This is a genomic window from Sphingobacterium faecium, assembly GCF_003054045.1.
Taxonomy (GTDB): domain Bacteria; phylum Bacteroidota; class Bacteroidia; order Sphingobacteriales; family Sphingobacteriaceae; genus Sphingobacterium; species Sphingobacterium faecium.
This window is the reverse complement of the sequence record NZ_QBKH01000006.1, coordinates 486,922-510,183: the sequence shown is the minus strand read 5'-3', so window position 1 is coordinate 510,183 and position 23,262 is coordinate 486,922. Positions and strand designations below refer to the sequence as shown.

The 23,262-nt window shown below is 35.3% G+C and carries 27 protein-coding genes; 6 read left to right on the top strand and 21 right to left on the bottom strand.

Going from position 1 to position 23,262, the window contains the following annotated elements:
- The first annotated feature begins 102 nt into the window (after nt 1-102).
- The gene (locus C8N37_RS18720) at nt 103-711 is read left to right on the top strand and encodes an MgtC/SapB family protein (protein ID WP_170114567.1); all 609 of its coding nucleotides are present in this window, start codon (nt 103-105) and stop codon (nt 709-711) included.
- Nucleotides 712-1,337: 626 nt separating this feature from the next.
- Here the strand turns inward: C8N37_RS18720 and C8N37_RS23200 are convergent.
- Complete coding sequence (locus tag C8N37_RS23200; RefSeq protein WP_261775300.1) at nt 1,338-1,472, bottom strand: hypothetical protein; 135 nt, start codon at nt 1,470-1,472, stop codon at nt 1,338-1,340.
- A gap of 144 nt (nt 1,473-1,616) precedes the next feature.
- Entirely contained in the window at nt 1,617-2,219 is a 603-nt protein-coding gene (locus tag C8N37_RS18715; RefSeq protein WP_108160326.1) for a nitroreductase family protein, read from the bottom strand.
- A gap of 142 nt (nt 2,220-2,361) precedes the next feature.
- On the opposite strand from C8N37_RS18715, the gene C8N37_RS18710 reads away from it, so the two are divergent.
- On the top strand, nt 2,362-2,667 hold the full coding sequence (locus C8N37_RS18710; RefSeq protein ID WP_211322304.1) for a winged helix-turn-helix transcriptional regulator: 306 nt from the start codon (nt 2,362-2,364) through the stop codon (nt 2,665-2,667).
- Nucleotides 2,668-3,140: 473 nt separating this feature from the next.
- Here C8N37_RS18710 and C8N37_RS18705 read toward each other — a convergent pair whose 3' ends face one another.
- Together C8N37_RS18705 and C8N37_RS18700 are read right to left on the bottom strand one after the other, a co-directional pair.
- On the bottom strand, nt 3,141-3,503 hold the full coding sequence (locus tag C8N37_RS18705; RefSeq protein WP_394342495.1) for a GNAT family N-acetyltransferase: 363 nt from the start codon (nt 3,501-3,503) through the stop codon (nt 3,141-3,143).
- Between the two features lie 144 nt (nt 3,504-3,647).
- Entirely contained in the window at nt 3,648-4,859 is a 1,212-nt protein-coding gene (locus C8N37_RS18700) for an MFS transporter (protein ID WP_108160323.1), read from the bottom strand.
- A gap of 122 nt (nt 4,860-4,981) precedes the next feature.
- On the opposite strand from C8N37_RS18700, the gene C8N37_RS18695 reads away from it, so the two are divergent.
- Nucleotides 4,982-5,869: a LysR family transcriptional regulator gene (locus tag C8N37_RS18695; RefSeq protein ID WP_170114566.1), complete on the top strand. Its 888-nt coding sequence runs from the start codon at nt 4,982-4,984 to the stop codon at nt 5,867-5,869.
- A 239-nt stretch (nt 5,870-6,108) separates the two neighbouring features.
- Here C8N37_RS18695 and C8N37_RS18690 read toward each other — a convergent pair whose 3' ends face one another.
- The 16 genes from C8N37_RS18690 to C8N37_RS18615 form a co-directional block, all read right to left on the bottom strand.
- Nucleotides 6,109-6,615 (bottom strand): 4'-phosphopantetheinyl transferase family protein, encoded by a 507-nt coding sequence (locus tag C8N37_RS18690; RefSeq protein WP_108160321.1) that lies wholly within the window; start codon nt 6,613-6,615, stop codon nt 6,109-6,111.
- Nucleotides 6,612-6,866 carry an acyl carrier protein gene (locus tag C8N37_RS18685; protein ID WP_108160320.1) on the bottom strand — a complete coding sequence of 85 codons (255 nt, stop codon included), beginning with the start codon at nt 6,864-6,866 and terminating at the stop codon, nt 6,612-6,614. Before C8N37_RS18685 ends, C8N37_RS18690 begins: the two co-directional genes overlap by 4 nt.
- An 11-nt stretch (nt 6,867-6,877) precedes the next feature.
- The gene (locus C8N37_RS18680) at nt 6,878-8,149 is read right to left on the bottom strand and encodes a beta-ketoacyl-[acyl-carrier-protein] synthase family protein (RefSeq protein ID WP_108160319.1); all 1,272 of its coding nucleotides are present in this window, start codon (nt 8,147-8,149) and stop codon (nt 6,878-6,880) included.
- Complete coding sequence (locus C8N37_RS18675; protein WP_045756417.1) at nt 8,146-8,580, bottom strand: 3-hydroxyacyl-ACP dehydratase FabZ family protein; 435 nt, start codon at nt 8,578-8,580, stop codon at nt 8,146-8,148. The genes C8N37_RS18680 and C8N37_RS18675 overlap by 4 nt, the downstream gene beginning before the upstream one ends.
- Nucleotides 8,581-8,586: 6 nt before the next feature.
- A complete protein-coding gene (locus C8N37_RS18670; RefSeq protein WP_108160318.1) occupies nt 8,587-9,639 on the bottom strand; it encodes a type III polyketide synthase in 1,053 nt (350 codons plus the stop codon).
- Nucleotides 9,636-10,349 (bottom strand): methyltransferase domain-containing protein, encoded by a 714-nt coding sequence (locus tag C8N37_RS18665; protein ID WP_108160317.1) that lies wholly within the window; start codon nt 10,347-10,349, stop codon nt 9,636-9,638. The genes C8N37_RS18670 and C8N37_RS18665 overlap by 4 nt, the downstream gene beginning before the upstream one ends.
- Nucleotides 10,340-11,473 carry an NAD(P)/FAD-dependent oxidoreductase gene (locus C8N37_RS18660; protein WP_108160316.1) on the bottom strand — a complete coding sequence of 378 codons (1,134 nt, stop codon included), beginning with the start codon at nt 11,471-11,473 and terminating at the stop codon, nt 10,340-10,342. Before C8N37_RS18660 ends, C8N37_RS18665 begins: the two co-directional genes overlap by 10 nt.
- Nucleotides 11,474-11,703: 230 nt before the next feature.
- A complete protein-coding gene (locus C8N37_RS18655) occupies nt 11,704-12,111 on the bottom strand; it encodes a GNAT family N-acetyltransferase (protein WP_108160315.1) in 408 nt (135 codons plus the stop codon).
- Nucleotides 12,112-12,134: 23 nt separating this feature from the next.
- On the bottom strand, nt 12,135-12,470 hold the full coding sequence (locus tag C8N37_RS18650; protein WP_108160314.1) for an antibiotic biosynthesis monooxygenase family protein: 336 nt from the start codon (nt 12,468-12,470) through the stop codon (nt 12,135-12,137).
- 402 nt (nt 12,471-12,872) lie between these two features.
- Entirely contained in the window at nt 12,873-13,586 is a 714-nt protein-coding gene (locus tag C8N37_RS18645) for a hypothetical protein (RefSeq protein WP_108160313.1), read from the bottom strand.
- Nucleotides 13,587-14,108: 522 nt separating this feature from the next.
- The gene (locus C8N37_RS18640) at nt 14,109-14,561 is read right to left on the bottom strand and encodes a nuclear transport factor 2 family protein (protein WP_108160312.1); all 453 of its coding nucleotides are present in this window, start codon (nt 14,559-14,561) and stop codon (nt 14,109-14,111) included.
- A gap of 605 nt (nt 14,562-15,166) precedes the next feature.
- Nucleotides 15,167-15,748, bottom strand: a complete 582-nt coding sequence (locus tag C8N37_RS18635) for an LOG family protein (protein WP_108160311.1) — start codon at nt 15,746-15,748, stop codon at nt 15,167-15,169.
- Between the two features lie 460 nt (nt 15,749-16,208).
- The gene (locus C8N37_RS18630) at nt 16,209-16,625 is read right to left on the bottom strand and encodes an ester cyclase (protein ID WP_108160310.1); all 417 of its coding nucleotides are present in this window, start codon (nt 16,623-16,625) and stop codon (nt 16,209-16,211) included.
- Between the two features lie 28 nt (nt 16,626-16,653).
- Nucleotides 16,654-17,382, bottom strand: coding sequence for a hypothetical protein (locus tag C8N37_RS18625; protein ID WP_108160309.1), 729 nt, complete (start codon nt 17,380-17,382; stop codon nt 16,654-16,656).
- The gene (locus C8N37_RS18620; RefSeq protein ID WP_108160308.1) at nt 17,382-18,029 is read right to left on the bottom strand and encodes an NADPH-dependent F420 reductase; all 648 of its coding nucleotides are present in this window, start codon (nt 18,027-18,029) and stop codon (nt 17,382-17,384) included. Before C8N37_RS18620 ends, C8N37_RS18625 begins: the two co-directional genes overlap by 1 nt.
- A 96-nt stretch (nt 18,030-18,125) precedes the next feature.
- Complete coding sequence (locus C8N37_RS18615) at nt 18,126-18,731, bottom strand: Crp/Fnr family transcriptional regulator (RefSeq protein ID WP_186812831.1); 606 nt, start codon at nt 18,729-18,731, stop codon at nt 18,126-18,128.
- A 494-nt stretch (nt 18,732-19,225) separates the two neighbouring features.
- Between C8N37_RS18615 and C8N37_RS18610 the strand changes: the two genes are divergently transcribed.
- Together C8N37_RS18610 and C8N37_RS18605 are read left to right on the top strand one after the other, a co-directional pair.
- Nucleotides 19,226-20,413 carry a GAF domain-containing sensor histidine kinase gene (locus C8N37_RS18610; RefSeq protein WP_108160307.1) on the top strand — a complete coding sequence of 396 codons (1,188 nt, stop codon included), beginning with the start codon at nt 19,226-19,228 and terminating at the stop codon, nt 20,411-20,413.
- A gap of 220 nt (nt 20,414-20,633) precedes the next feature.
- The gene (locus tag C8N37_RS18605; RefSeq protein WP_170114565.1) at nt 20,634-21,065 is read left to right on the top strand and encodes a toxin-antitoxin system YwqK family antitoxin; all 432 of its coding nucleotides are present in this window, start codon (nt 20,634-20,636) and stop codon (nt 21,063-21,065) included.
- 222 nt (nt 21,066-21,287) lie between these two features.
- On the opposite strand, the gene C8N37_RS18600 is transcribed toward C8N37_RS18605, so the two are convergent.
- Entirely contained in the window at nt 21,288-21,917 is a 630-nt protein-coding gene (locus C8N37_RS18600) for a hypothetical protein (protein WP_146171108.1), read from the bottom strand.
- 621 nt (nt 21,918-22,538) lie between these two features.
- On the opposite strand from C8N37_RS18600, the gene C8N37_RS18595 reads away from it, so the two are divergent.
- The gene (locus C8N37_RS18595) at nt 22,539-23,210 is read left to right on the top strand and encodes a hypothetical protein (protein ID WP_108160304.1); all 672 of its coding nucleotides are present in this window, start codon (nt 22,539-22,541) and stop codon (nt 23,208-23,210) included.
- Nucleotides 23,211-23,262: the final 52 nt, after the last annotated feature.

Below are 23,262 nucleotides of genomic sequence, written 5' to 3'. Positions count from 1 at the left end.
TAGCTAATTCCTTTTCCAACCGTAACAAAATCAACAAACACTTAAAAGAAGCAATAAATATAAGAGGATATACTAATGGATTTTACAGTAGAAATTAATGACATGGTAGCAATGGTTATTTCTATCATATGTGGAGGAGCCATTGGCTTTGAACGAGAGTATAAAAATAAGTCTGCCGGCTTTCGAACAATAATTTTAATTTCACTGGGCTCGACTATTTTTACCATAGTTTCCCAGCATGGTACAGGTACTGATGACCGAATTTCGGCAAATATTATTACAGGTATTGGATTTATTGGAGCAGGTGTAATTTTTAAAGACAAAATTTCTATTCGTGGCTTGACGACTGCTGCTGTAATCTGGACTTCTGCAGCAATCGGAATGACAGCAGGAATAGGTTATCACGCGCTTGCACTATGCCTAACTTTAATTACTCTTGGGGTATTATTAATGGTTACCCGGGTGGAGCGAATGATTGCACAACTGCAAAAAGAACAGCTCCTGAGTGTAACCTTTCGTGATCCTGACTTTGATCAGGTCCCGCAATTGGAAAATATATTAAATACAAAAGGACTTACTTTAGAACGGATGGAAATTGTAAAAGAAAACGATCATTTAATAGTAAACTTCAAGGTATCAGGTAAAAAAAGATACTTATTGGAAATGAGCGAAACACTTGCTACCCGACCAGAAATCTTAAGCTTCTCTTAATGTTTGTCACACTTATGTTTAGCAACCAAATCTTTGATTATTCGCGGCCGGTAAGGGATTAAATCTGATTAAAAAACGTTTAAATTTACCATGCCGATGTAATGAAATTGAGTGATTTAAATATATAAACTTTGTTGTATATGATCTACGATCACTTATTTCAGCTTTTCGATCTCGTCGATGGTCAGGCTTGTGGCTTTGACAATCTGAGCAATAGAAAAATACATCTCTTTCAGCTTCAAAGCTGCCTCAATGGCTTTTTGGCGCTGGACTTTGGCTTTAGCCTCTACTCTATTGCTGCTTGCTTGGCCTCTTCCAATTGTCTTCTAATCCTTCTTAATACCTCTGCACTGCTTCGGCATGACATTTACATTTTAGAACGAATAGCATGAATAGTTCGTTCCTCCTTTGTCACTTTTGCTTAGCGGGCCAACTGAAAGAACCGTTGAAATACTGCCGAACTGAAAATCCTTGGAAAGGTCTTTAACGTAGACATATCCTTGAGCATATACAATACTTTGTCCAATTTGCCTTCAGCTTCACTTTTAAAAAAGTTAATCAATTTATCATAAATAAAGCCACATCTCACGACATGGCCTTAACTAAACATATGATTAAATGGTAAATTACTTATACGAGTTGATCGATTGAGATACTTTCCAGTTACCGCCGTCATTGACCAGTGTCACCAGATCAATTTTGGTAAATCCGTCAAACTGCATGGTTACTTTGCTCAGTGAGAGACATTCAAATTCCTGCAAGACATTGCCTTACATGAGATGAGCAATTCAAACCAAAAAGGTTTTATAGAAGCACCTTTTACTATGATCAACCTAAAAGTGAACAGATGCAAAAGGTGCTAATAGCATTGTGAGAACCAAACTCAAGGGTATTTGTTTATTTTTTTAGATGGATTGCACCACTTCGTTCAATTCAAAACGTGATTTTGGTAAAACAGTCGGGTGTGCCCAATCAGTTTTATCGGCATAACCTACCGTAACAGCGAACAACGGAGAAAACCCGTCATGTGCTAAAATACCTTTATAGGCACTACGATCAATACCCTCCATCGGGGTAGCATCCAATCCCATACTTATACACGCACTCAAAAAGTATCCTAAGGAAAGATAAACCTGATTTTCCATCCATGATTTTGTGGCTACATCACCATTCGACTTGACAATTGGTTCGTAAAAAGCGGTCCGCCACAGTTCGGGCAAAATGGAAATATTGCGTTGCTCAAAATGTTCAATATCGTCCATTACACTGAACACAACTAGAAGACCAACATCTTTAATAGAATTTTCGTTCATATAGGATTTGGAAGCCAGCTCTCTTTTTACAACTTCATTCGTAACAAATGTAAATTTCCAAGGTTGGCTGTTAATTGAAGACGGACTTAACCGTATTATCTCTTTCAGTTCCTCAATTTGTTCTGCCGAAACTTTTTTCGCCGGATCATACTTTTTGGTTGCGTATCTACGTTTCGCAAGATCTAAAAAACTCATGATTTTCAAATTAGATTAAACTATACTTTTTAATGTTGCAAAACTAAGTATAGTGTTTTAGCTTTGCAATAACGGTCAAAATTGATAGTAACAGATGTATAATATAGACGACAAACAATATCCTTGCAACACCAGCCTCACAATGAAGTATATAGGTGGAAAATGGAAAGCGACAATACTCATTCATTTAATCGAAAAAAAACGATACAGCGAATTGAGAAAAGCATGTTACGTTATAACTGAAAGAACTTTGAGTCTGCAACTAAAAGAAATGGAAGCAGACGGATTGATTACTCGAACTGTTTATACCAGCAAGCCACCTTTAAAAGTGGAATACGAACTGACTGATTTTGGCAAAACTCTTATTCCCTTACTCCATTCTATTGCTGAGTGGGGAAATGAAGCTGCAAAAACGAATAAGAGAATAACAATGGTGGAATATGAGTAGCCATAAAAATCAGAAACTTCAAAATCCCAGGTTGCGCTGGTATACCATTCTATGCAGAATGGCTTTATATGTTTATGGTAGAATCTATTTGATTTATTTCAGCTTTTTAATCTCATCAATGATAAGCCCGGTACACTCAGCAATTTGTTCTAGTGGTAAACCCATATTTTTAAATTTCAAAGCTGTCTCAATGGCTTTTTTAAACCCCGATCATGTTCAATATTATATATTGTTAAATTTGAATACCAGTGCGAAAATAAAGCTAAATATTTAATTACGATACATACAACGACCTTGACAAATAGTTGTCTGACTACATCTATGATGAGGAAATACAGGTTTTGGCAATCAAGGAAAACCCACTTAAAATTATTGTTGGTTCTAACGTGAAAACCAACTAAATATTAAAAGTATTACACTTTACTATAATGGACAGTTGATCTACAAGCTATGCTTGATCTATTACGCCTACCTTATCTTAAGATTTTCTCAAAGGCTTTTCTTGGACTTCCTCTGAATGTTACTTCACCACAATAGTGATAGGACATTTTTTGCAATATCCAAAGCATACCCCTATTATCAAAATTAGTATCAACCTTTACACTATAAATATTGTGTTTAAGTGCAAAATCTTCGATATGCTGTAAAATGCTCTGAGCCAATCCTTGACCAAGATACTTTTCAGATATTGCAACTCTATGGTAAACCACAAAATCACCATTAGTCAACCAAGATCCCTGTATGTTCGAATACTCTGGTTCATCATTTATCAAAATAGCACAATAACCAATGATGATATCTTCATCAACCAGCACGTAACCAAAACTGTTCTTAATATCATTTTCAACAATGGATAGATTAGGATAGCCATCTTGCCATTGTGTACTCCCATCGTCTTTTCGTCTCTTGATCGCTTTTTCTAAAATTTTCCAAATTTGAAAGCATCTTCTTCTTTAGCTTGTCTAAAAATATATTTCATATTATTCATGGATAGAAATTAATTTGTACTGTTCTACTGCTTGTTTGATTAATGCAATTAAAAAAATATTGACGATTGCCATAAAACTGATTACACATAAGAAAATTACCATACCAAATTGCTGAATAAGATATCCTCCAAGAAAAGGAGCTGTTGCTTGTGCTAGTAACGGCAACCTTGCAAGTCTTCCAAGAATCAAGGCATAATTGTCCTTACCATAAACAGACAATGGCAACGTTCCTCTCAAAACTGAACGCATCCCATTTCCTATTCCAAAAACAACTACTCCAGGTATTGCAAATATGGGGGACACAAAAATCAATATCATACCAAAAAAAATGATTATGGTAGAAATAAAGGACATTTCAATAGCGCTCCTTTTTCCAATGATCAACTCAATAACTCGTGCAATGGCTTGGCTTGGTCCTAAAAAAGATATTACTACGAATACCATTGACATCTCGGTCTTGCCATGTAGTAATATTTGGATTAAGTGTATGATAACGCTGGTGGTTATGACCGAGCCAAGAGTAAAATTTGCTGATAATAAATAATACAATTTTGAACGGAAGGGCTCGACTGCGGATTGCAAGGTTCCATCTTTTGATGTGCTTTTGTTTCCTTCTTTATTTTTGAAAACATGCATATGAATCGGTAATATAGTAATAATCAGCAATATGGCGTATGTATAGCAGGTATATCTCCATCCAAAAACATCCAAAATATAGCTGGTAAATAACCAAGAAACGGAAGGTGCTAAACTGGATATCAGAGTGATCCAAACGATTGACTTTGCTGCGTTAAGGCTGTATCTTTTACCAATTGCAGCAAACAATGCATCATATAGCCCCATTGCCATTGCTATACCAATAATCACCCAACCTGATGCAAACATCAGAAAATTACTTGAACTGCCGATGATGATCAAACCTATCGCCATCACTAACCCCGAAAAAAGTAATACAGCATGACGATCAGTATGCTGTATAGTCCTACCCACTGAAGGTAATAGCAAACCTGAAACCAAAAGGGCAAGTGAGAGGCAACCATAAACTTGCTGATAAGACCAGCTCATTTCGGCTATAATGTCCTTTGCTAAGACAGACAGTAAAAAATATGAACCACCCCAAAGTACGATTTGCGCTATGCCCAAATTCATAACTTTAAAAAAGTTCAACTTTCCACTTTCGATAGACTGAGATGCTGATTTCATATGACAAATCTCCGCTCTTTTTTCAAATCGGCAAAACGTTTTTATTCGATAGCATCGATCGATTTTTTCGATGGATTAATGATACTTTTTATACCTTTGGACGAGCAAATCATAAAAGTAAAATGGAACTTAGACAACTTAAATATTTTCTCAAAGCACAAGAATTACTGAGTTTTACTGAAGCAGCAAAGTACTTAAATATAAGCCAGAGTACATTATCACAGCAAATCAAACAACTGGAGATGGAACTGGATGTTTCTCTTTTTAACCGTATTGGTAAGCAGATAAAGCTAACAGAACCTGGTAGATTATTTACTGAATATGCCGAACAGAGTGTCAGAAAAGCCGAAGATGGAAAGTTAATGCTCCAGGATTTGAAAAAGATAAGAGTTGGTACTGTAACCATAGGCGTTGCTTATGGTCTTAAGGATTTCTTTGTAGAAACTTTAATAAAGTTTGCAGAGCAATTTCCTCAAATAAAAATTAAAGTGATCTATGAGCCCTCCCACAGTCTGTATGAGAAGCTTCAACAAGCTCAGGTAGATTTTGTCTTGGCTCTTCATGAAACCGAAATAGTGCCCTATTTTATTTATAAAAATTTATTCAGCAGTCCAATGGTACTGGCAGCTTTAGCAGGTACAGAAGTATCCTGTAAAACGAGTATTTCCCTGGAAGAGATTTGTAAACTTCCTTTAGTTATTGCAACAATGGGGTATGATATGACTCATACCGTTCACAGGGCTTTTTCAGCAAAAGGTTTAAGTCCAAAATTTACGATTGAAGTCAATGATATACCCACAGCCATTAGACTCGTCAACTCAGGAAATTGGTACAGTATCTTCATCAAAACAAGTGTTTTGGGGACTACTTTGGCTTCTGTTGCTATTCGGGATGATGGTTTGATGAGATATGCAAAGATCATTTCATTAAAAGGTACTTATGAAACGGAATCTGTCAAAGAATTTAAAAAAATGTTAACGATATCTGCTAAAAATCTAAAACTATCATGAAGGTATGCACAATTCTAAAGAAAAACCTACTTAAACACTAGTTGATTTGGCCTATAAAAAATCTGGTATTTTTCATGTTTTTCATTAGATATAGCCATATATCCATATCCGTCTATAACTCAGAAGACTTTTAAATTTTCCTTACCATTTTTGGAGCAATAGGAATGGCTATTTTTGGCAGACAGACCTTACATTAAGAAAATATTTCACCTACCGGGACATTTAAAAGGATACTCAAATTATTTTGTTTCAATTGTCACTGTTTTTTCAAAACGACCATGGTTGCTAACTGATGCCTCTTTACATTGATTTAAACTTGAAATACCTACCCAAGGTATTCCGTATATATCTTTTAGAATGTCTTTTTTGTCTATTTCAACTACTAGATCAAGGTCTTCTAAGAAATTAACAGCAATGGTATGTATAAAATCATCAGCTAATATAGTTCTTGTATGGTAGATATTCCCCATATAAAACACTTGACCAGCTGCGCCTTTATCGCTCCGTGTCAGCATTTTACACAATAGTTTTTGAGGGATGATTTCTCTTTTTTTTGTCTGTCTATTTAGGATTTTGTAAGCTGCTTCTTTCATGCTCCACATTAACCATACTATAATTTCTGGATCGGAACTATTGGCTATTAAGCACTGTTCTTCTTGTGTAAATAATTTTTCCAGAAACCCTTTTCTTTGCCAGTTACTTTCTTGACGGGCTTGCTGCAAATCTATTACATCATTACCAATCATTTTTTAGCCAGTTTAGTTTCTATAATTTCAACTGCTGTCCTAACATCTAACATACGTTCCATATCGGTATTATCGATGACCACGTCAAAAATTTGTTCAATATCAAGTACAATATCTACCAGATTTGCAGAGTTGATGTTAAGATCATTGATGAAATCGGTGTCCTCTGTAAGATTTTCATATGCTTCCTTATTGGTGGTATAAGGTTTTATAATTTCCTTTACCTTTTCTATTAGTTGTTCTTTATTCATAATTCATAAGATTAAATTTCAAATTTTTTAAATATTATACAGGCGTTTACATCACCAAAGCCAAAGCTAGCCTTAGCAATTATATTTAAATTGATGTTGAGGGTTTTTGATGGTATTTTTGATTTATCAATCCGTGTAGCTATTTCGGGATGTAAGTCATCGCAATTCGCATTTCCAAATAAAAACCCATGATGAAGTTGCAGTACTGTTGCCACACTTTCAATGCTTCCTGCGGCACTAAGACAGTGACCTGTCAAACTTTTTAGCGAATTAATATAGGGAAAATTATCTTGGTCGCGTTCCAATGCTTTTGTCCAGTTTTCTATTTCAAGGCTATCTTTAGCTGTTGCTGTGAGATGACCATTTATAGCATCAATATCACTTGCCGAGATATCGGCGTTCTTGAGAGCATCGATAATGCATCGTTGAACCGCAGTACTGTTGGGGGCAGTCATACTGCCATTGCCACGCTGTCCGCCAGAGTTTACATTTCCGCCTATAATTTCTGCATAGATATTTGCGCCCCGTTTTAGTGCACTTTCCAAGTCCTCAACAATTAATGCACCTGCACCGGATGCAGGTACAAATCCTGATGCTGTTGCACTCATAGGACGCGAGCCTTCTTCAGGACGTTCATTATATTTAGAACTGCATACTCTTAATGCATCAAACCCTGCCCAGATGTAAGGGCCACTATCTGAAGTGCTACCCGCCAGTATGCGTTTTGCTTTTCCTGACCTGATACGGTCGTAAGCCATTATGATCGCTTCAGTTCCAGTCGCACATGCTGAAGAATTGGTGGTTACTTGATTTCCAAGTCCTAATTTTCCTCCTAGATAGGCACTAATACCACTATTCATGGTTTGAGCAACAACACTGCTGCCGAGCTTACGAATCTGTAAATCATCTATTTTATAGATACTTTCGCGGAACTTATCAATACCTGATGTTCCTGATCCAAATATAGTTCCACTGTCCCAATCAGGGTCATGATTATTTTCTACTGGAAGTCCTGCATCTTTCCATGCTTCTAAACCTGCAATGACACCATATAGTATGCCACTACTGTTAAAGCCGCGAAGTTCAAGATCGGTAAAATATTCTGACTTTATTTCATCTGTAATCTGGGGTTTTCCCACTATCTGACAAGAAAACTGCAGTTGTCGTAATTCATCATCGTGACGTATTCCAGAAAGACCATTTTTAATAGCATGGGTAAAGGCCGGTATGCCAACTCCATTTGGAGCAACGATCCCTAATCCTGTTATGACAACTCTATTCATAGTTCAGGGATTAATATTCCTGCAAGTGTACCTCTGCAAACTTCTTGTTCAGCTTCATTTTTCATCATAATGTTACATTTCAGTTTACCGAATCTAAAATATACTTTTTGAGAAATTACAGTAACTTTTTCCCTAGGATATACAGGTTTTAGAAACTGCATATCGGCAGAAGTAAATGCGATTTGAGTGTTTTTAAGTTCATTGTTAAGAAGATAAATGCCGAGACATACCAGACCGATCTGCGCCATCGTTTCTGTTAGAATTACTCCAGGAGTAACAGGTTTTTCTTTAAAGTGCCCTTTATAGAAATCCAGATTTTCATCGAAAGTATACGTACCAATACTTCCATTTTCATCAACGTGAAGCAACTCGTCTACAAATAAAAATGGTTTACTATAGGGTAATTGTGCTATAATATCTGTTACGTTCATTGTATATTACCATTTTAATAGAAGCCCTTGTGCTGTAAATCCCGGACCAAAACTTAACATCAATCCCAAGTCTCCAGGAAGGGGATTATTATCCATAGTGCGCTCTAGGACATAAAGAACGGTTGCACTTGACATATTGCCATATTGCAATAGTATTTCTTTTGTGTTGTCAATATTTTTCCCCCATTCTGAAAATAATTTTTCGACCGTCATTACGATTTTTTTACCTCCTGGATGAAATATCATGTGGTCTATATCTCTCATTTCTAGATTATTTTTCTTAAGGAATGGATGTATAATATCGCCAAAATGTTGTGCTATAGTATCCGGAACTTCACTGCCAAGAATCATTTGTAAACCACTATTGGTAAGTTTAAATCCCATGATGTGCTCTGTATTAAAGAAGTGATACATCTGTTCATCAAGTATGGAAGGGCCTAAATCTTCTTCATAAGAAGAAAGTAGACAACAAGCTGCCCCATCACCAAAAATAGCAGCACTCACGATATTGGACATTGAAAAATCATCAAGTTGAAATGTGGCTGTAGGAGCTTCGATAGCTATTACTGCAGCACGTTTCTTAGGATTGCCTTTGAGGAAGTTTTTGGCATACAACAAACCTGATACTCCCGCCACACAGCCCATTTCTGTAACTGGCAACCTGACGATATCCTGCCTGAGTTTCAGTTTATTTATAAGATATGCATCTAACGATGGGATGATAATACCCGTGCAACTTACCGTTATAATATAGTCTAAGGTGCTTGGATCCCATCCGGCTTTGTTAAGTGCTTTCTCAAGAACTTGTTCACCTAGGATAATGACTTCTCGGCTGTAAATGTCATTTTTATCTTCGAAAGAAGTTGCTGTAAATACTTCAATAGGATCCATAATTGAATACCGTGTATCTACTGCTGCACCTTCAAATATTTTTTTTACTTTTTTTATAAAACGTGTTTCTTGTCCATAAAGCCAAGTATCTAGCATTGGAAGTATGTCAGCTGTATCGCTTGAATATTTCGGTAGTTGTTTTGCAACAGTTACTATCTTTACGTTCATATTTTAGGTATAATCCATTGGTAACGAAAGGCCCATTTCCATTGGATGGTATAATTTTTTAAATTTAGTGTTTTTGCAAAACTTTGCAGTTCATTTCTTTTAAATCCTCTTAGTATGGATGTACATCCATCTTCTTGCAACATCCTGTTTAATCTGAAAACAAAACATACCATTTGGTAAAGTCTATAAGCCAGTTTACTGCGCTCTAAATCGTTTACAACTATTCCTACAGAGGCATTACGATTAAAGATAGTGATTAAATCTATTATTTTTTCATTAGTAAAATGATGAATAGTTAAGGTGCAAAGCGCAATATCGTATTTTAAGGTATTGAAATCCTCGTCAAAAATGTCCGCACATATATAGTCGATATTATCGTAATCTTTTGATAATTTTCGAGCATAATTTATCGTATATTCATTTGCATCTATTCCGATCATTTTAAAATTAATATGGTACTTATTACCATATTTGGCCAGCATCCGTAACATATCACCGTTACCGCAGCCTATATCTGCAATAGTGATTGGTTTGGACCTATCCACGTGTGTTAATAATTGATTTACACCATCAAGTGTAATATTATTCCCACCGAGGAACTGATTGATCCGTGCGATTTTATCCAATGCTTCTCGCAATTCTTCACCCTGAAGTGAGAAATCATCCATTAATTCGGTTTTTTGTGTTCTCTCATTCGTATTTATGCCCATTTGATTGTTATCGGTTTACCGTGTGTTTGCTTAATTATCTTGGGGAGAATAGAGGGGAACATCGTTGCGACACTGATCAATAATGTTGTGATGGTTTGATGCTGCAGTGCTTTAGCTAAAAGGTTACCGATTAACAATCTCTTCCCGAAATTTTGTTTCCATTGTCGTGTGAATTCCTTTTCTAATAGCTTTCGTGTAGGGATTTTACCTGTGTAATAATCTACTATCAGTTCTGACGAAATTTTGGCGCTGTGCATAGCCATGGCCATGCCATTGCCACAAAGCGGATGAATAAGACCTGCAGCATCACCTATCATCAATATATGGTTTTCAATGATCGGCTTTCTATCAAATGATATCTGGCTTATTGTAATTGGTTTATCAAAAAGTACTGTGCTTTTTTCAAAAAAAGATTTGATATGTCTATTTTTATATAGTACATTTTGTTCAAATTCTGCTATGTTTCTGTATTTTTTGAATGATTTTAAATCTGCTAGATAGCACATGTTTATGGCGTTGTTTTCAACTTTTGTAATACCACAATATCCACCCTTAAAGTTGTGTAGTGCTACTACATCATTTGGAAAATCTCCAGAATAATGACCCTTTACCGCTAGCCATGGAGCTGTTTTACTTATAAAATTGCGTGCTAGTACTTGATCCATGTTCGAGCGTTTCCCGTATGCACCCAATACGATTTCTGTTATTAAAATTTGATTTTCGGTAATAACTGTAAATCTATCTGCATTAAAAGTCACAGCTGTTACTGTCGCTTTGATTACAGTGCATCCCATTGCTATTGCTTTTAGATATAAGAAATTATCCAGCGAATAGCGACTGACACAAAGTCCTCCTAATGGTAAGTGTGCATTTGCAGTTTTACCATTTTGATGAGTAAATTTAAGTTTGTTAATAATTGTTGGATGTAATTGTAAAATGTCTAAACCCAGCCAATCTAAGTAAGGTAATACTTCGCTGGAAAGATATTCACCACAAACTTTATGTCGGGGGTAGGTATACTTTTCAATTAATGTAACTTTTAATCCTTTTTTTGACAAATGTAATGCAGCTGTCAAGCCTGCTAGGCCACCACCAATAATAATTACATCAGGATTCTTATTCATATATCAATAAAATAGGAATATCATAAATTTAAAGTTGTCAAATAAGCTTGTATGTAAAAAGTAATTTAAGATTCAGTCACAAAAACATATTGATTATTTTCCGTCATTTTAATCAACAATTTGGAGATGATTTTGTTTGAACTAAAAAATCGATTACATTCGAGATATATTAAATTATATAAATTTGCATTCCCTAATTATTATAGGTTTTTCCATTATCCTTTGACAACTTATTTTAAATCTTCCATATGATCCAACACGTAGCGTTGTTGCGATTGGGTCATACCTATTTTAGGATAATAACCCACAGCCTTTGGTGCTGCTAATAATATAAGTTTTGCATTGGGGCTATGCTCTTTTGTAAGACGTATTAATTCTTTACCAATTCCCATCTTTTGATAGTTCTCATCTACTGCTAAGTCTGAAAGGTAGGTGCAGTAAACAAAATCAGTCAAAGACCTTGCTACACCTATCAATTTTCCAGAATCTCGTGCGGTTGCAATAAGATTTGCATATTTAAGCATTCCTGCTATTCTCTCAGGCTCATCTACTGGTCGTCTTTCCCCTAGTGTGGAATTTATCAATACTTGTTTAAACTCCTCTGATCCGATTTTTTCTTCAATTTGGTATATTATCATTTTCAATTTTTTTTATTCTTACCTTAAAAAATATTGTCTGCAGGAGCTTCTTCTCTTGGAGTCATACCATAATCCCTAATTACTGCTGCGACACGTAATCTGTAATCGTCAAACACCGAACTTCTTCCTGCCTGTTGTGCGTTTCTATGATTGGTAAGGTTACGCCATTCTCTAACACTTTCTTCATTTTCCCAAAATGAAAGTGAAAGAATTTTTTTCGGGTCAACAAGACTTTGAAAACGTTCTATGGAGATAAATCCAGAAATATGATCCAATTCTGGTGTTAGTGGGTTTGCGATGTTCAAGTACTCTTCTTTTTTTCCCTCTTTGGGAATTACCTCAAATATTACTGCTATCATATCTTCTTATTTTAATTAAATTTGAAATAGCTGCAATCTTTGGGGGCAGCTACTTGACAAAAAACCTTAATAAATGACCAACAAATCATTTATCCAGTAAAGGTTGAATCATTAGAAGCCTTTACCTAAGCCACTAAGGCATGTTTTTTAATTGCCAAATCAATTGCTTAGCTCTTTCCGATGTAAATGTATCTTAAAAAAGGGCTTCCTTTATCATCCAGTTTGAATAAAATGGATAGTCCAGGTGCCTTTATACAGCGTATGATTTAAACGAAGCGTATGTTAAATTCATATAATCCTGTTGAGGCATAACATGACCGAAAACAGTAAATTTCAAAAACAAAGCCCTTATGGTTAAATAAGGGCTTTGTTTGTTTTTAAAATAGCTGAGTTTAAACTTGACTAATTTGCATGTTGTTCGACCAATCCTAAATATACGGATTGACTGTCCTGAGCTGGATCGCCGATCAGAATAAAAGAATAATAGTGATTTTCAGATAATTTAATATTCTCACGTGATGCGAGCGTCTTTCCTGCTTTATTTTTAGCAACTACTGTGAAAGTGCCACTTTTTTGTGCAATAAAACTTTCATGTGCAGTCACAGATTGCTGTGTTTCTTTAGCACGGTCGGTCCATGCTGCTGGTGCGGCTTGATCTCCGATGTGAAGCGTTACTTGATCACTGCCTTCAGAAAAATTAAAAAAGCGTAATCCGGATTCTGTTTTTTTGATCTCTTTGTTGACTCGGTCAGTTGTAATTGCCTGTACTGGCTTTAATTTATTTCCGTAAAGAAAAGAACTATAAATGGTACTGTCTTTAACCACAATCGTACTATCGATCAAATTACCGTCTCTAGAAATAACGGTTATTTTGCGTGACCCCGGAAATAAGCCTACCTTACTCTGCGATTTATATAACAAAGGAAAATTAGGATTCTGAAGGATATTTCCGTCTGCATAATAAATAACAGCCTTTGCACCACTGTATCCATTTACCATCGTAAATAAAGCTGCTGGTATAGGCTGATGATCGTCCTTATCTTTGCTGCAACTGACCACAAAAAGTCCTGCGGTGACAACAGTTATTAAACTTAATAATCTAAAGTATTTCTTCATAATATGATAACTTAAATCTTATATTTAAAAAAGACACATTGCGCTAGTGTTACCATAATAAACGGGGACGACACAGCTAGTGCTACATAATTTTATAAATAAACAGCTTTGTAAAGGTTTTCTCAAGACCGTCTTTCTTTTGATCAATACTCTAAGAGGAAGTATACTCCTTCCCTACTGACTACCATATCTTTTCATTAAGATAATCAGAAATAGATTTTCCTGCTAACGCACGTTCCACTACCAACCTTAGAGCCGGTGAACCCATCATCGATGGCACAACCGACGAGCATGGAGATAATGGATTTAGCCATATAAACCGAAGGTACAATTGAAGCGGCATCATATTCGTCAAAAATTATAAAAACTAAAAATATTACCTTTGCATTAAGCCTTTGTAGTTGTTTGTAATCGTTTGCTGTTGATTATTGCAAAATGGATCAATCCTTTCAGATAGAACTGTAAATAAAAAAGCCACATCTCACGACGTGGCTTAAACTAAACATATGATTAAACAATAATTTACTTGTACGAGTTAATGGATTGAGAGACCTTCCAATTACCTCCGTCATTGACCAATTTCACGAGATCAGTTTTGGTAAATCCATCAAACTGCATCGTTACTTTGGCTAACATATAATCATCAGACTCTTGTTCGATTGTGGTACTTGTTTTACAGTTCAACTGTGCTCCTTTTTGTTTTTTCAAGAAGGAGATAACTTCTGAACGGCTGTTGGTCTTATCTTTTGATGCATGTACTTTTTGGTTGAAGTCGGATGTAAACAGTTGTTCTACTCCTGCCGACTGTCCCTTAGTCATCACTGCTACGTAATGATCAATAGCTAGATCTGCTGTGGAAAGGTTGACAGTTGTTTTTTTAGAGTTGTCTCCTGCGGGTTTGCCTGCTGCCATACTGAAAGTAGATACTGCGATCAAGGCTGCTGCTACGAATGTTTTTGCTAAAGTGTTCATCATGTCTTTATTTTAATTTTTTTCTGTTCCTAATTGCATCAGCCCCTCATCCACCAACTTAAACCCTGATGCTTTGCTAAAGCAATTGTTGATTCAAAAGTAGGGTGTAAATCATCCCTACCCTATGGCAATTAGACTAACACCACAAAAAACTCGGTGAATGAAGGAAATAGATAGGTGAAATTATTTTAAACTTTTTTGAACTATTTGAGCTAACGGGTGTTCTTACTATACAAAGCGATAACAAATATACTTTCCGCTGGAAAGTGTAACGCGATAAATGACGTAGGACAGTAAATAAATCCAATTGCTTTAAAAGCACCTGGATGACGAAACAAAAAAGAGGAAACGATAAGAAACATAAAAATTACTGTGCTGTTAAACGCCAAGATAAAGGGTCTAATGAAAATTAGGCCCTTTTGATATTTAAGAATACCCGAGTTTCAATAGCGCTTGCTCGAAATGAAATTGATGTAGTGATTGGTTTGATTAAAAATTACAGAAAGCCGTAAGGCAAAGTATAAAACATAGAAAATACTTTCAACAGTAATTTAAAATAAGTAACGCTTTTTTAAAACGTTAAAAGCGGAGTGCTATGGTTAGTCCTACTAAATTACATCTTTAGTAACCCATTTTTCCACAAGCGGTGCCTTGTAATCTGCCATCTTATTTAAGAGCTCATCAATATTATCACTAACAATAAGCATTTGCTGATTAACCTCCTTCAAAAAACCTGTATTAACCATCTTTTGAATCATAGATAAAAGTTCATCATAAAAACCCCCAATATTTAGTATCGCGATTGGTTTTTTGTGTAAGCCAAGTTGTGCCCAGGTAAGCATTTCAAAAAACTCTTCTAGTGTACCATATCCTCCAGGCAAGGTAATAACCCCATCAGATAATTCATTCATTTTTGTTTTTCTTTCGTGCATCGTTTCTACAATAATTAATTCACTCAAGTCCTGATGAGCAATTTCTTTACCTTTTAAAAAATTTGGTAAAACTCCAATTACTTTTCCATTATTGTCCACAGCACCATTAGCAACAGCTCCCATTAGACCAACATTTGCACCTCCATAAATTAAATCTATTTTTCTTTCAGCAAGTTTTTTTCCAAGTGCATATGCTTGATCTTCGTATTTTTTTAAATTCCCAAAACTAGATCCACAAAATACAGCTAATGATTTCATATTTATATTCTTAATAAATGTGGTACAAAGATAATTTTTTAAAAATTACATTTAGAGAAAGATTTTAAAAAGCTTTCATTTAATTGGAAGAAAAGAACATTTATCCCGACAAATCTCATAAATGGATACCCTAATTTATTTTTATCACGATCACTATCCAATTAAGTTGTTAACTATATCAACGATTGTGTTCGTAAATGTATCGCTTAATGGGCAGCAGATAGAATATATAGAGTTTTTTTCCAAGTAAGTTGCTCAGCAGAAGTGATCGAAATTTATGTTACGGAACGGTATATTCGATTATGTAAGAAGCTTGTAGTTTAGTATCCCGATGTCTTCAGCGCATTTATTTGCCAAAAAACTATCGTTAATCCCAAATATAAACAAGATAAAGAGCTCATTTTTCATGAACTAATTCAAGCTGTCCGCGGTTTTGCTGTTATCCTTTTCCAGATTTGCACTACGCCCCAATTTTGCCACCCAGCTGTAGCAGAAGTCCCAATAAATCGGGCATTCCAAATTCTTCGATGATCTTGCCATCATTAAAGCGGTAGAAATTCATTGCCTTGATCTCGATAGCTTTCTGTGTTGCAGAGATACCAAAAAAATCGCCCTTATGGGTTCCGTTCATCGTATATCTGACGGCAACTTTATCGCCATCCACAAGGATATCGTCGGCATGCCACTGTATATCTGGAAACCCACTGCGCATCATCTGTAAAATCGCCATGTATCCATCTGGCCCTTTTAATGGTTCGGGGTTGGTAGGCGCTAAAAATATGGCTTCTTGGCTTACAAGTTCGGCGGCTAGTTTTTCATCTGCAGTATTGATGAAATCAACAAACCTGTTCATTGTATTTTTGAGTTCGTTTTTCATTTAATTTATTCTTTTAGTTCTGCTAATATTATTTTTTTGTAATCCTGAGGTCTTTGAAGTAACCTATCGTTCCGATATCTACCCATAAGGCCACGCTCCCCTTTTTTTCTTTACCGAGCCTCTTATTTACAACGAATGTCGAATATGCCGCATCGTTAACGAAAAGGTATGCTTTTTCGTCTTTAAGTTCTATTCGCAGGCTGATCCATTCCTCTATATCTACAGGTGCAGAGGTTTCATATTTACCGGGTGCTTCTTTTCTCAGTCGCTCAAATTTATAATCTGGATAGGAGAAATACTGCACGGTCTTATTCCTGAACGCCTGATTGTCCGACCTGCCTACTTTTGGCCTGAGATAAATGGATTCAAACGCAGAATTGTCTTCTTTGATATGATATGCAAGCCCTATAAACCCCTGTGCAAACTGAAATGGGGACGGATCCTGAATCTGGCTATATACCTTTACCTCAATAGTCCCGTTTTCAAGGTCCAGATCTTTAAGCTTTAAGAAAGTTGGTTCATCAACTGTAGCTTCCAGTCTTTGCGGGTCAAAAGCGAGCTTATTCAAATCCCTTTCAACTTTCATAACCTTCTCACCCCGAAAATCAATGACTGATGCTTTCACATTTGATACCTCAAACTCACTTCCCTCAAACTTTATATTTTGCGCATGAGCAAAATTGAACATCGCCAAAGCCAGAGCCACGAGAACTGTTCCCTTGGATTTTGTTCTCACTGTATAGAAAATCCCTTGCATCAGATTTTATCATTGGCATCTGCTGCCGTAACAACCTTACCCAGCGCACCAAATTCATGTAAGTCGCCGAAAACTTCTATACGGATTGACTGATCGAGACCACCTACACGTAGCGGATCGAAGCCATTGTCACGTATCAGCTGCTCAACATAACCATTGATACTGTTATCATCTGTTGCATAGAAGAGTACATTTTTTTGTGGAGCCTGGTATGCCGCCTTACGTAATGACGCTGATCCGAGCGTCCCCAATGCCTTGGCCAGTTTAGCTCCCTTGGGTAAGGCGCTTGCATTGATTTCACCTGCTGATTCATTCTTCGGGATTATCTTCTTGAAACCGCCATTCTCATCAGCTGCTATTGGGTTAGAGGGGTCAACAATGATTTTCCCTTCTAATTCTTCACTATATTGCTCCATGAATCCTGAAAATGCGCCGAAAGGAATGCAGAGGATAACAATTTGCGCGGCTGTCAACGCCGAAGGGATGTCACTTAAGTTTGCCGAAGAACCCCATTTTTCCGATAGCTCCCTTGCTTTTTCAACATTACGGTCGGCTGCAATAAATGCATGCCCACCTTTTGCCAGATTGGCTGCTAATGCCTGACCGATATTACCAAGACCGATCACTGCTACTTTTGATGCTGTCATACTATTTAATTTTAAATTGTTAAACGTTTATACAAAGTTCGTTCAAATGACAGCCTGTCTCCAATAAACTACATCAAGAAATACCCTTGATCTAGATTAAGGCTTTTTGGATTGCTGGCTTCTTAAGCGGCTCAAAAATTCGGGAGTGATGCCAAGAAACGATGCAATCTGGGTCTGGGGTAGACGATAGGATAGCTCGGGATAGGTCTCTAAAAAATAATGGTAGCGTTGCTCTGCGGTTGAGCTGATGTTTTGCAGCAGCCTTTTTTGAACTGCAATGTAACTGTTTTCAGTCAGTACCCTAAAAATACGATCAAATTTTGGAGCTTGAACATACATGGAGATGAGGTCATCATAACCGACCTGCAAGACCATAGTATCTTCGAGCGCATCAATGTTCAGCTCGGAAATCCTTTTGCTATGGAAGCTTCCCAGATCGTTTATCCATTTGTTTTCAGAACCAAACTGGATGATGTGCGTATTTCCTTTCTCATCTACCTTGTACATTCTAAGACAGCCCCTGATCACGAAATTGAGCTGGGTACATACATCACCTTCCTGATGTATATATTGCCTCTTGCGGTAAAGTCTTGGACGGAATTTTTCGGCAATAAGTTCCTGCTCCTGAGAACTTAAAGGAATCAGTCCATTAAAGTAACTGTAAAGCGGAGCTAAATAAGCATCTATTAAATCCTTTCTCATGATTTGGTTTTACTCTATGCAACAAATTTAGACATTAAAAGTTAAAACCGAAGGACCTTAATTTTTCTGTAGAATTATATTAAAACAGCGAATGACATATGAATTCTTATGGAATCTTCAAACCAAGATATTCCATTCAACCCAAGATTGTATTACTACAGTTAATTTATAAGATATAACATAGAAGTTTATTCTGAACCATTTTTCAGGTTATCATTATAAAGCAATATAGTTTGAAACGATCTTCACCATTAAGGAAAATTTTTAAAAAAGATCGTTTTTTGAGATTAGTTTAGCAATTGGAGAGAAATTAAAATAGCACATCAAATTTTATATTTATATAGTTCAACTTCTTTAAATCTCGCTTTGACTCTATCGGACTTTGTTCTTCAGTTATCACCACAGATTTTAACACTATAAATATTTTTATATCTTTAATCATTAGAAATACTGTAGGATCAGGTGATCTAGAGTGTTAAAAATCATTTATTTATATGTGCAACATTACGAAATCACAAGATTATCAAACTGATATAGAGCAAATCAACCAAATTCCTGCTGTAACTAAAATACTTGAAGTTATTTGCAGCACAACTGGAATGGGCTTTGCGGCAGTTGCGAGAGTTACAAAAGATCGTTGGATCGCTTGCGCTATTAATGATAAAATCAATTTCGGTCTCGGGGTGGGTGGAGAACTAAAAGTCAAAACCACTTTATGCCAACAGGTGATGGATGAGCAGAAAGAGGTTGCCATCGATCATGTAAAGAAAGATCCGATCTATTCTGATCACCACACCCCCAAAATGTATGGTCTTCAAAGTTATATTTCGATCCCAATTTTTCTAACGAACGGAGATTTTTTTGGAACCTTGTGTGCTATCGATCCGAAGCCTGCACGGGTAAATAATGAGAGGACAATTAGTATGTTCAAATTGTTTGCTGAATTAATTGCCCTTCATGTGGAAACCCTTGAACATCTAAGAGAAACTCAAACTAAGTTGGTAGAAGAAAAGACAAATGCAGAAATAAGGGAACAGTTTATTGCCATTCTAGGACATGACCTTCGCAATCCGGTCGGTGCAATCTTCAGCGCAGCGCAGCTTATGTTCCGAAATTCTTTAGATGAAAAAAACTTAAAATTAGCAAAAATTATACAGGATTCTACCCTTCGTGTAAGAGGATTAATTGACAATATGCTTGATTTTGCCCGCGGACGTTTAGGAAGTGGAATCGTACTGAATTATGATAATGATAAGGATCTTGAAGGAACTCTTCATCAGATCATTATTGAACTCAGAACTGTCTATCCCGATAGAGAAATATTAGCCGATCTAAATTTAAATCACCAGACTAAAGGAGATTATAAACGCATAGCGCAATTATTTTCTAATCTCTTGGGAAATGCAATTTCCCATGGATCAAAAGATTCTCCAATCATGGTCACGGCAAAAAGCGAATCAGATTTTTTTGAACTCTGTGTGATCAATAAAGGAAACAAAATTTCTCCCGAAACAGAAAAACATTTGTTTAAACCTTTTTCCAGAGGGAAAGTACATCTCGGACAGGAGGGGCTTGGTTTAGGTCTGTATATTGCAAGCGAAATAGCAAATGCGCACAAAGGTCAGATTTTAGTCAATTCTACTGATGAAGAAACCTGTTTTACATTTAAGTATAATCAATAAATTACTTATAAAAGAAAACCATATCTTTTTTCAACATGAAATATTTAGCATACTTTCAAATAAAAAGTCTGAAACTAATTATTGGAAGTATATTTTGGAACTGCGAAGGCGAAAACCCTCACAGATTTAGAACTGCACTTTAAAATTGACAATATCTAGTGATAAAAATGCAATTATGATGATGAACTGGACAATCTTAAAAGACAAAAAGATATTAAAAATGAAAAAACTATTGTTACTACTCACCATTTTACAGATTTTCACTTTCTGCAACGGGCAAGAGAAAAAATCTGGTGATAATTCTAAATATACCTCTCTTTCAGAAGAGCATAAAACTATTTATACAGATGAAACCTTAAAAGAACAAGGTCAGTTTGATGAAAACGGAAAGAAAACAGGCGAATGGAAATGGTATCACGATAATGGACAATTATGGATTATAGAGAATTATAAAAACGGAAAGCGAACAGGCGAAAGTAACGAATATTATGAAAATGGACAATTAATGGAAACTGGAAGTTATGAAAATGGAGAAAAAACAGGCGAGTGGAAGGAATATCACGAGAATGGACAGCTCAAAAGCATTGAAAAATTTACGAACGGAAAATCTACTGGCGAGAAAAAAGAAAATATAATAGGAAAGGATAATTGATCAAGGTCAAAACTATTTGTCTAACAAGATATCAAAAACTGAAATATGATTAAAATGATGTTACTTTTCATCATATATTTGGTTTTAGTACTAGTTTCGAAAAGATTGCCAGCGACTTTTTTATTGGACCGAAGTGCAGAATCTTTTCTATATATTTCTTTTTATGGTTTTATGGTTTCGATTTATCTGATTAATGCGCAAATTTAAGGAGCCATTGGGTTCTTAATATAATTCTTGATCAGAAAATTTGAAATCCTGTATTTTGGGCAAGGGTCTTATTAAAACGATTTTTTTTCTTACTTTCAACGGTTTGACTGAACCTGATATTTCATCAGTTTCGATTCTCACCCCTGTAACTAGGTCAAAGTTTGTTGCTGTAAATATTGTATTTTCATCTATATAACCGTTGGTTGCATCATTGGTGATCTTATTGACATAAATTAACTCAAAATTACCATTATTATATTTGAAGTGGTATGTAATATTCCCGCCCTTAATCTCACTCCACATTTTTAAAATGCCTCTTTCAATAAAGAAATAGGGAATTTGATATCCATTAAATTTTCCTTGATTTTCAATAGGATATTGAGGTTCGATAATCTTTGTGGAAGATACATCCAAAGTTAATTTTCCATTGGGTTGAGATAGAAAAATTTGCAATCTTAACGGTCTTGTATCATCCACTAGATCCATCTTTACCGTTATTTTATCCAATTTGCCATCATTATTTAAGTCTCCCCTTTCTTCCCTGACCTGATAAGTATAATTGTCTTTAAATTTAGTACCCTGGGCATATAAACTCATTGGGACTGAACTTAAAATGAATATGGCGTATAGATAAATATTTTTCATTTCGTTTGGTTTTGACCATTTTTTTGATTTCGTCATAGAGTTTGTTTAGAAACCATTACAGCTGCACTTCTTCTTTTAAATAGCGAAAGACCGATTACACTACAATTAGAAATATCAACAAAGTTTTTTCTATCAAAAATCTAATCTTATGTGTTATTGATTAAAATTACTAATTCACTAACAAAACTTTGCCACATTTATGAAAACTTAGTTTTTTGTCACTCTTTAACTTGTACTGCTGTGCTTCTTAAAAAAAATTATTCTTCATAAGTCAGATTTGTTCATTTGGCCAAATCAATTTTTTTGACTTTTAGAGTTTCGTTTGTAATATAATAACAATAATAGGTGCCCTACCTCCATTTGGATTTCCAATACGGCTCTCAATCCAATAACTACGATAATCCAACCTATCAGCGGTAAGAGCATGCATAATCAAGCAAAGCCCTGCGATTTTTAAATAGTTTATTTTACTTTGAACTTTTCAATGTAGATTTATAAAATACAATAGTATAATTATGTGTGCATAAACGAAACTGTAGAGATTTTAAAAACACTTAAGATTTAGCAAACCTAAATTTTAGAAATTGGTTGTACTTATATCACAGACCAACGGACAATAATATGAAAAAACTTTTATTACTTTTTACAATTGCTCAATGTTTGACTTCTTGTAATGGGCAGGAATCAAAAAAAATGAATAACAAAATGGAGAAAATAGTTATTGTAAAAAAGGATACTATTAAAATCAATGAATTTAACTTAAATTCTAATTTGGATAAAATACTAATTCCACTTGGGTTGAATAAGACTGATAATAATAATTCAGAGTATAACTTAAATTTGGATTACGAAGAATTTTCATTTTCTCCTAACCAAAATTTTCAATTCAATGATCTGAACCTCGGTAAAATAAGTAGTTTGATCATATACTATTTAAAAGACAACAATTCTGCTTTTACTTATGAATTAGAATTAGAAAACAACAATAATTGTGAATTATTAATAGGCGAATTCAATAAAAGTTTCGGAAAACCAACGTTTTATAAAAAAAACGAAAATACAAAAGATCGTCCTATATTTTTGGATGAAAATGGAGAGCAAGAAACACAGCATATTATTGAAGAGCTAATAAAATGGAATGATGGTAGGCAAAATGTAAGCTATTTTGTGATTCACAAAAAGAACCTGACTATAAATGAAAATAAATTAACAGTAATTGCGGTAAGCAATGTACATGAAAAATATGCGGAATGGATAGATTTTAGAAGCCTAAATATGGCTTTCCCAAAATAATTAATTCATTTCCGACAAGAATTTGTATCAGATAGTATGACGTGTGAAATTT

Excerpts from the sequence above, each read along its gene's own strand:
- C8N37_RS18690 (WP_108160321.1), bottom strand. The coding sequence starts at position 6,615 with ATGATTGGTAATGATGTAATAGATTTGCAGCAAGCCCGTCAAGAAAGT.
- C8N37_RS18620 (WP_108160308.1), bottom strand. The coding sequence starts at position 18,029 with ATGACAGCATCAAAAGTAGCAGTGATCGGTCTTGGTAATATCGGTCAG.
- C8N37_RS18650 (WP_108160314.1), bottom strand. The coding sequence starts at position 12,470 with ATGATAGCAGTAATATTTGAGGTAATTCCCAAAGAGGGAAAAAAAGAA.
- C8N37_RS18615 (WP_186812831.1), bottom strand. The coding sequence starts at position 18,731 with ATGAGAAAGGATTTAATAGATGCTTATTTAGCTCCGCTTTACAGTTAC.
- C8N37_RS18665 (WP_108160317.1), bottom strand. The coding sequence starts at position 10,349 with ATGGGCATAAATACGAATGAGAGAACACAAAAAACCGAATTAATGGAT.
- C8N37_RS18685 (WP_108160320.1), bottom strand. The coding sequence starts at position 6,866 with ATGAATAAAGAACAACTAATAGAAAAGGTAAAGGAAATTATAAAACCT.
- C8N37_RS18660 (WP_108160316.1), bottom strand. The coding sequence starts at position 11,473 with ATGAATAAGAATCCTGATGTAATTATTATTGGTGGTGGCCTAGCAGGC.
- C8N37_RS18635 (WP_108160311.1), bottom strand. The coding sequence starts at position 15,748 with ATGAAATCATTAGCTGTATTTTGTGGATCTAGTTTTGGGAATTTAAAA.
- C8N37_RS18710 (WP_211322304.1), top strand. The coding sequence starts at position 2,362 with ATGAAGTATATAGGTGGAAAATGGAAAGCGACAATACTCATTCATTTA.
- C8N37_RS18645 (WP_108160313.1), bottom strand. The coding sequence starts at position 13,586 with ATGAAGAAATACTTTAGATTATTAAGTTTAATAACTGTTGTCACCGCA.
- C8N37_RS18610 (WP_108160307.1), top strand. The coding sequence starts at position 19,226 with ATGTGCAACATTACGAAATCACAAGATTATCAAACTGATATAGAGCAA.
- C8N37_RS18715 (WP_108160326.1), bottom strand. The coding sequence starts at position 2,219 with ATGAGTTTTTTAGATCTTGCGAAACGTAGATACGCAACCAAAAAGTAT.
- C8N37_RS18700 (WP_108160323.1), bottom strand. The coding sequence starts at position 4,859 with ATGAAATCAGCATCTCAGTCTATCGAAAGTGGAAAGTTGAACTTTTTT.
- C8N37_RS18720 (WP_170114567.1), top strand. The coding sequence starts at position 103 with ATGGTAGCAATGGTTATTTCTATCATATGTGGAGGAGCCATTGGCTTT.
- C8N37_RS18680 (WP_108160319.1), bottom strand. The coding sequence starts at position 8,149 with ATGAATAGAGTTGTCATAACAGGATTAGGGATCGTTGCTCCAAATGGA.
- C8N37_RS18675 (WP_045756417.1), bottom strand. The coding sequence starts at position 8,580 with ATGAACGTAACAGATATTATAGCACAATTACCCTATAGTAAACCATTT.
- C8N37_RS18670 (WP_108160318.1), bottom strand. The coding sequence starts at position 9,639 with ATGAACGTAAAGATAGTAACTGTTGCAAAACAACTACCGAAATATTCA.
- C8N37_RS18640 (WP_108160312.1), bottom strand. The coding sequence starts at position 14,561 with ATGATGAACACTTTAGCAAAAACATTCGTAGCAGCAGCCTTGATCGCA.
- C8N37_RS18600 (WP_146171108.1), bottom strand. The coding sequence starts at position 21,917 with ATGAAAAATATTTATCTATACGCCATATTCATTTTAAGTTCAGTCCCA.
- C8N37_RS18605 (WP_170114565.1), top strand. The coding sequence starts at position 20,634 with ATGAAAAAACTATTGTTACTACTCACCATTTTACAGATTTTCACTTTC.
- C8N37_RS18655 (WP_108160315.1), bottom strand. The coding sequence starts at position 12,111 with ATGATAATATACCAAATTGAAGAAAAAATCGGATCAGAGGAGTTTAAA.
- C8N37_RS18595 (WP_108160304.1), top strand. The coding sequence starts at position 22,539 with ATGAAAAAACTTTTATTACTTTTTACAATTGCTCAATGTTTGACTTCT.
- C8N37_RS18630 (WP_108160310.1), bottom strand. The coding sequence starts at position 16,625 with ATGAAAAACGAACTCAAAAATACAATGAACAGGTTTGTTGATTTCATC.
- C8N37_RS18625 (WP_108160309.1), bottom strand. The coding sequence starts at position 17,382 with ATGCAAGGGATTTTCTATACAGTGAGAACAAAATCCAAGGGAACAGTT.
- C8N37_RS18695 (WP_170114566.1), top strand. The coding sequence starts at position 4,982 with ATGGAACTTAGACAACTTAAATATTTTCTCAAAGCACAAGAATTACTG.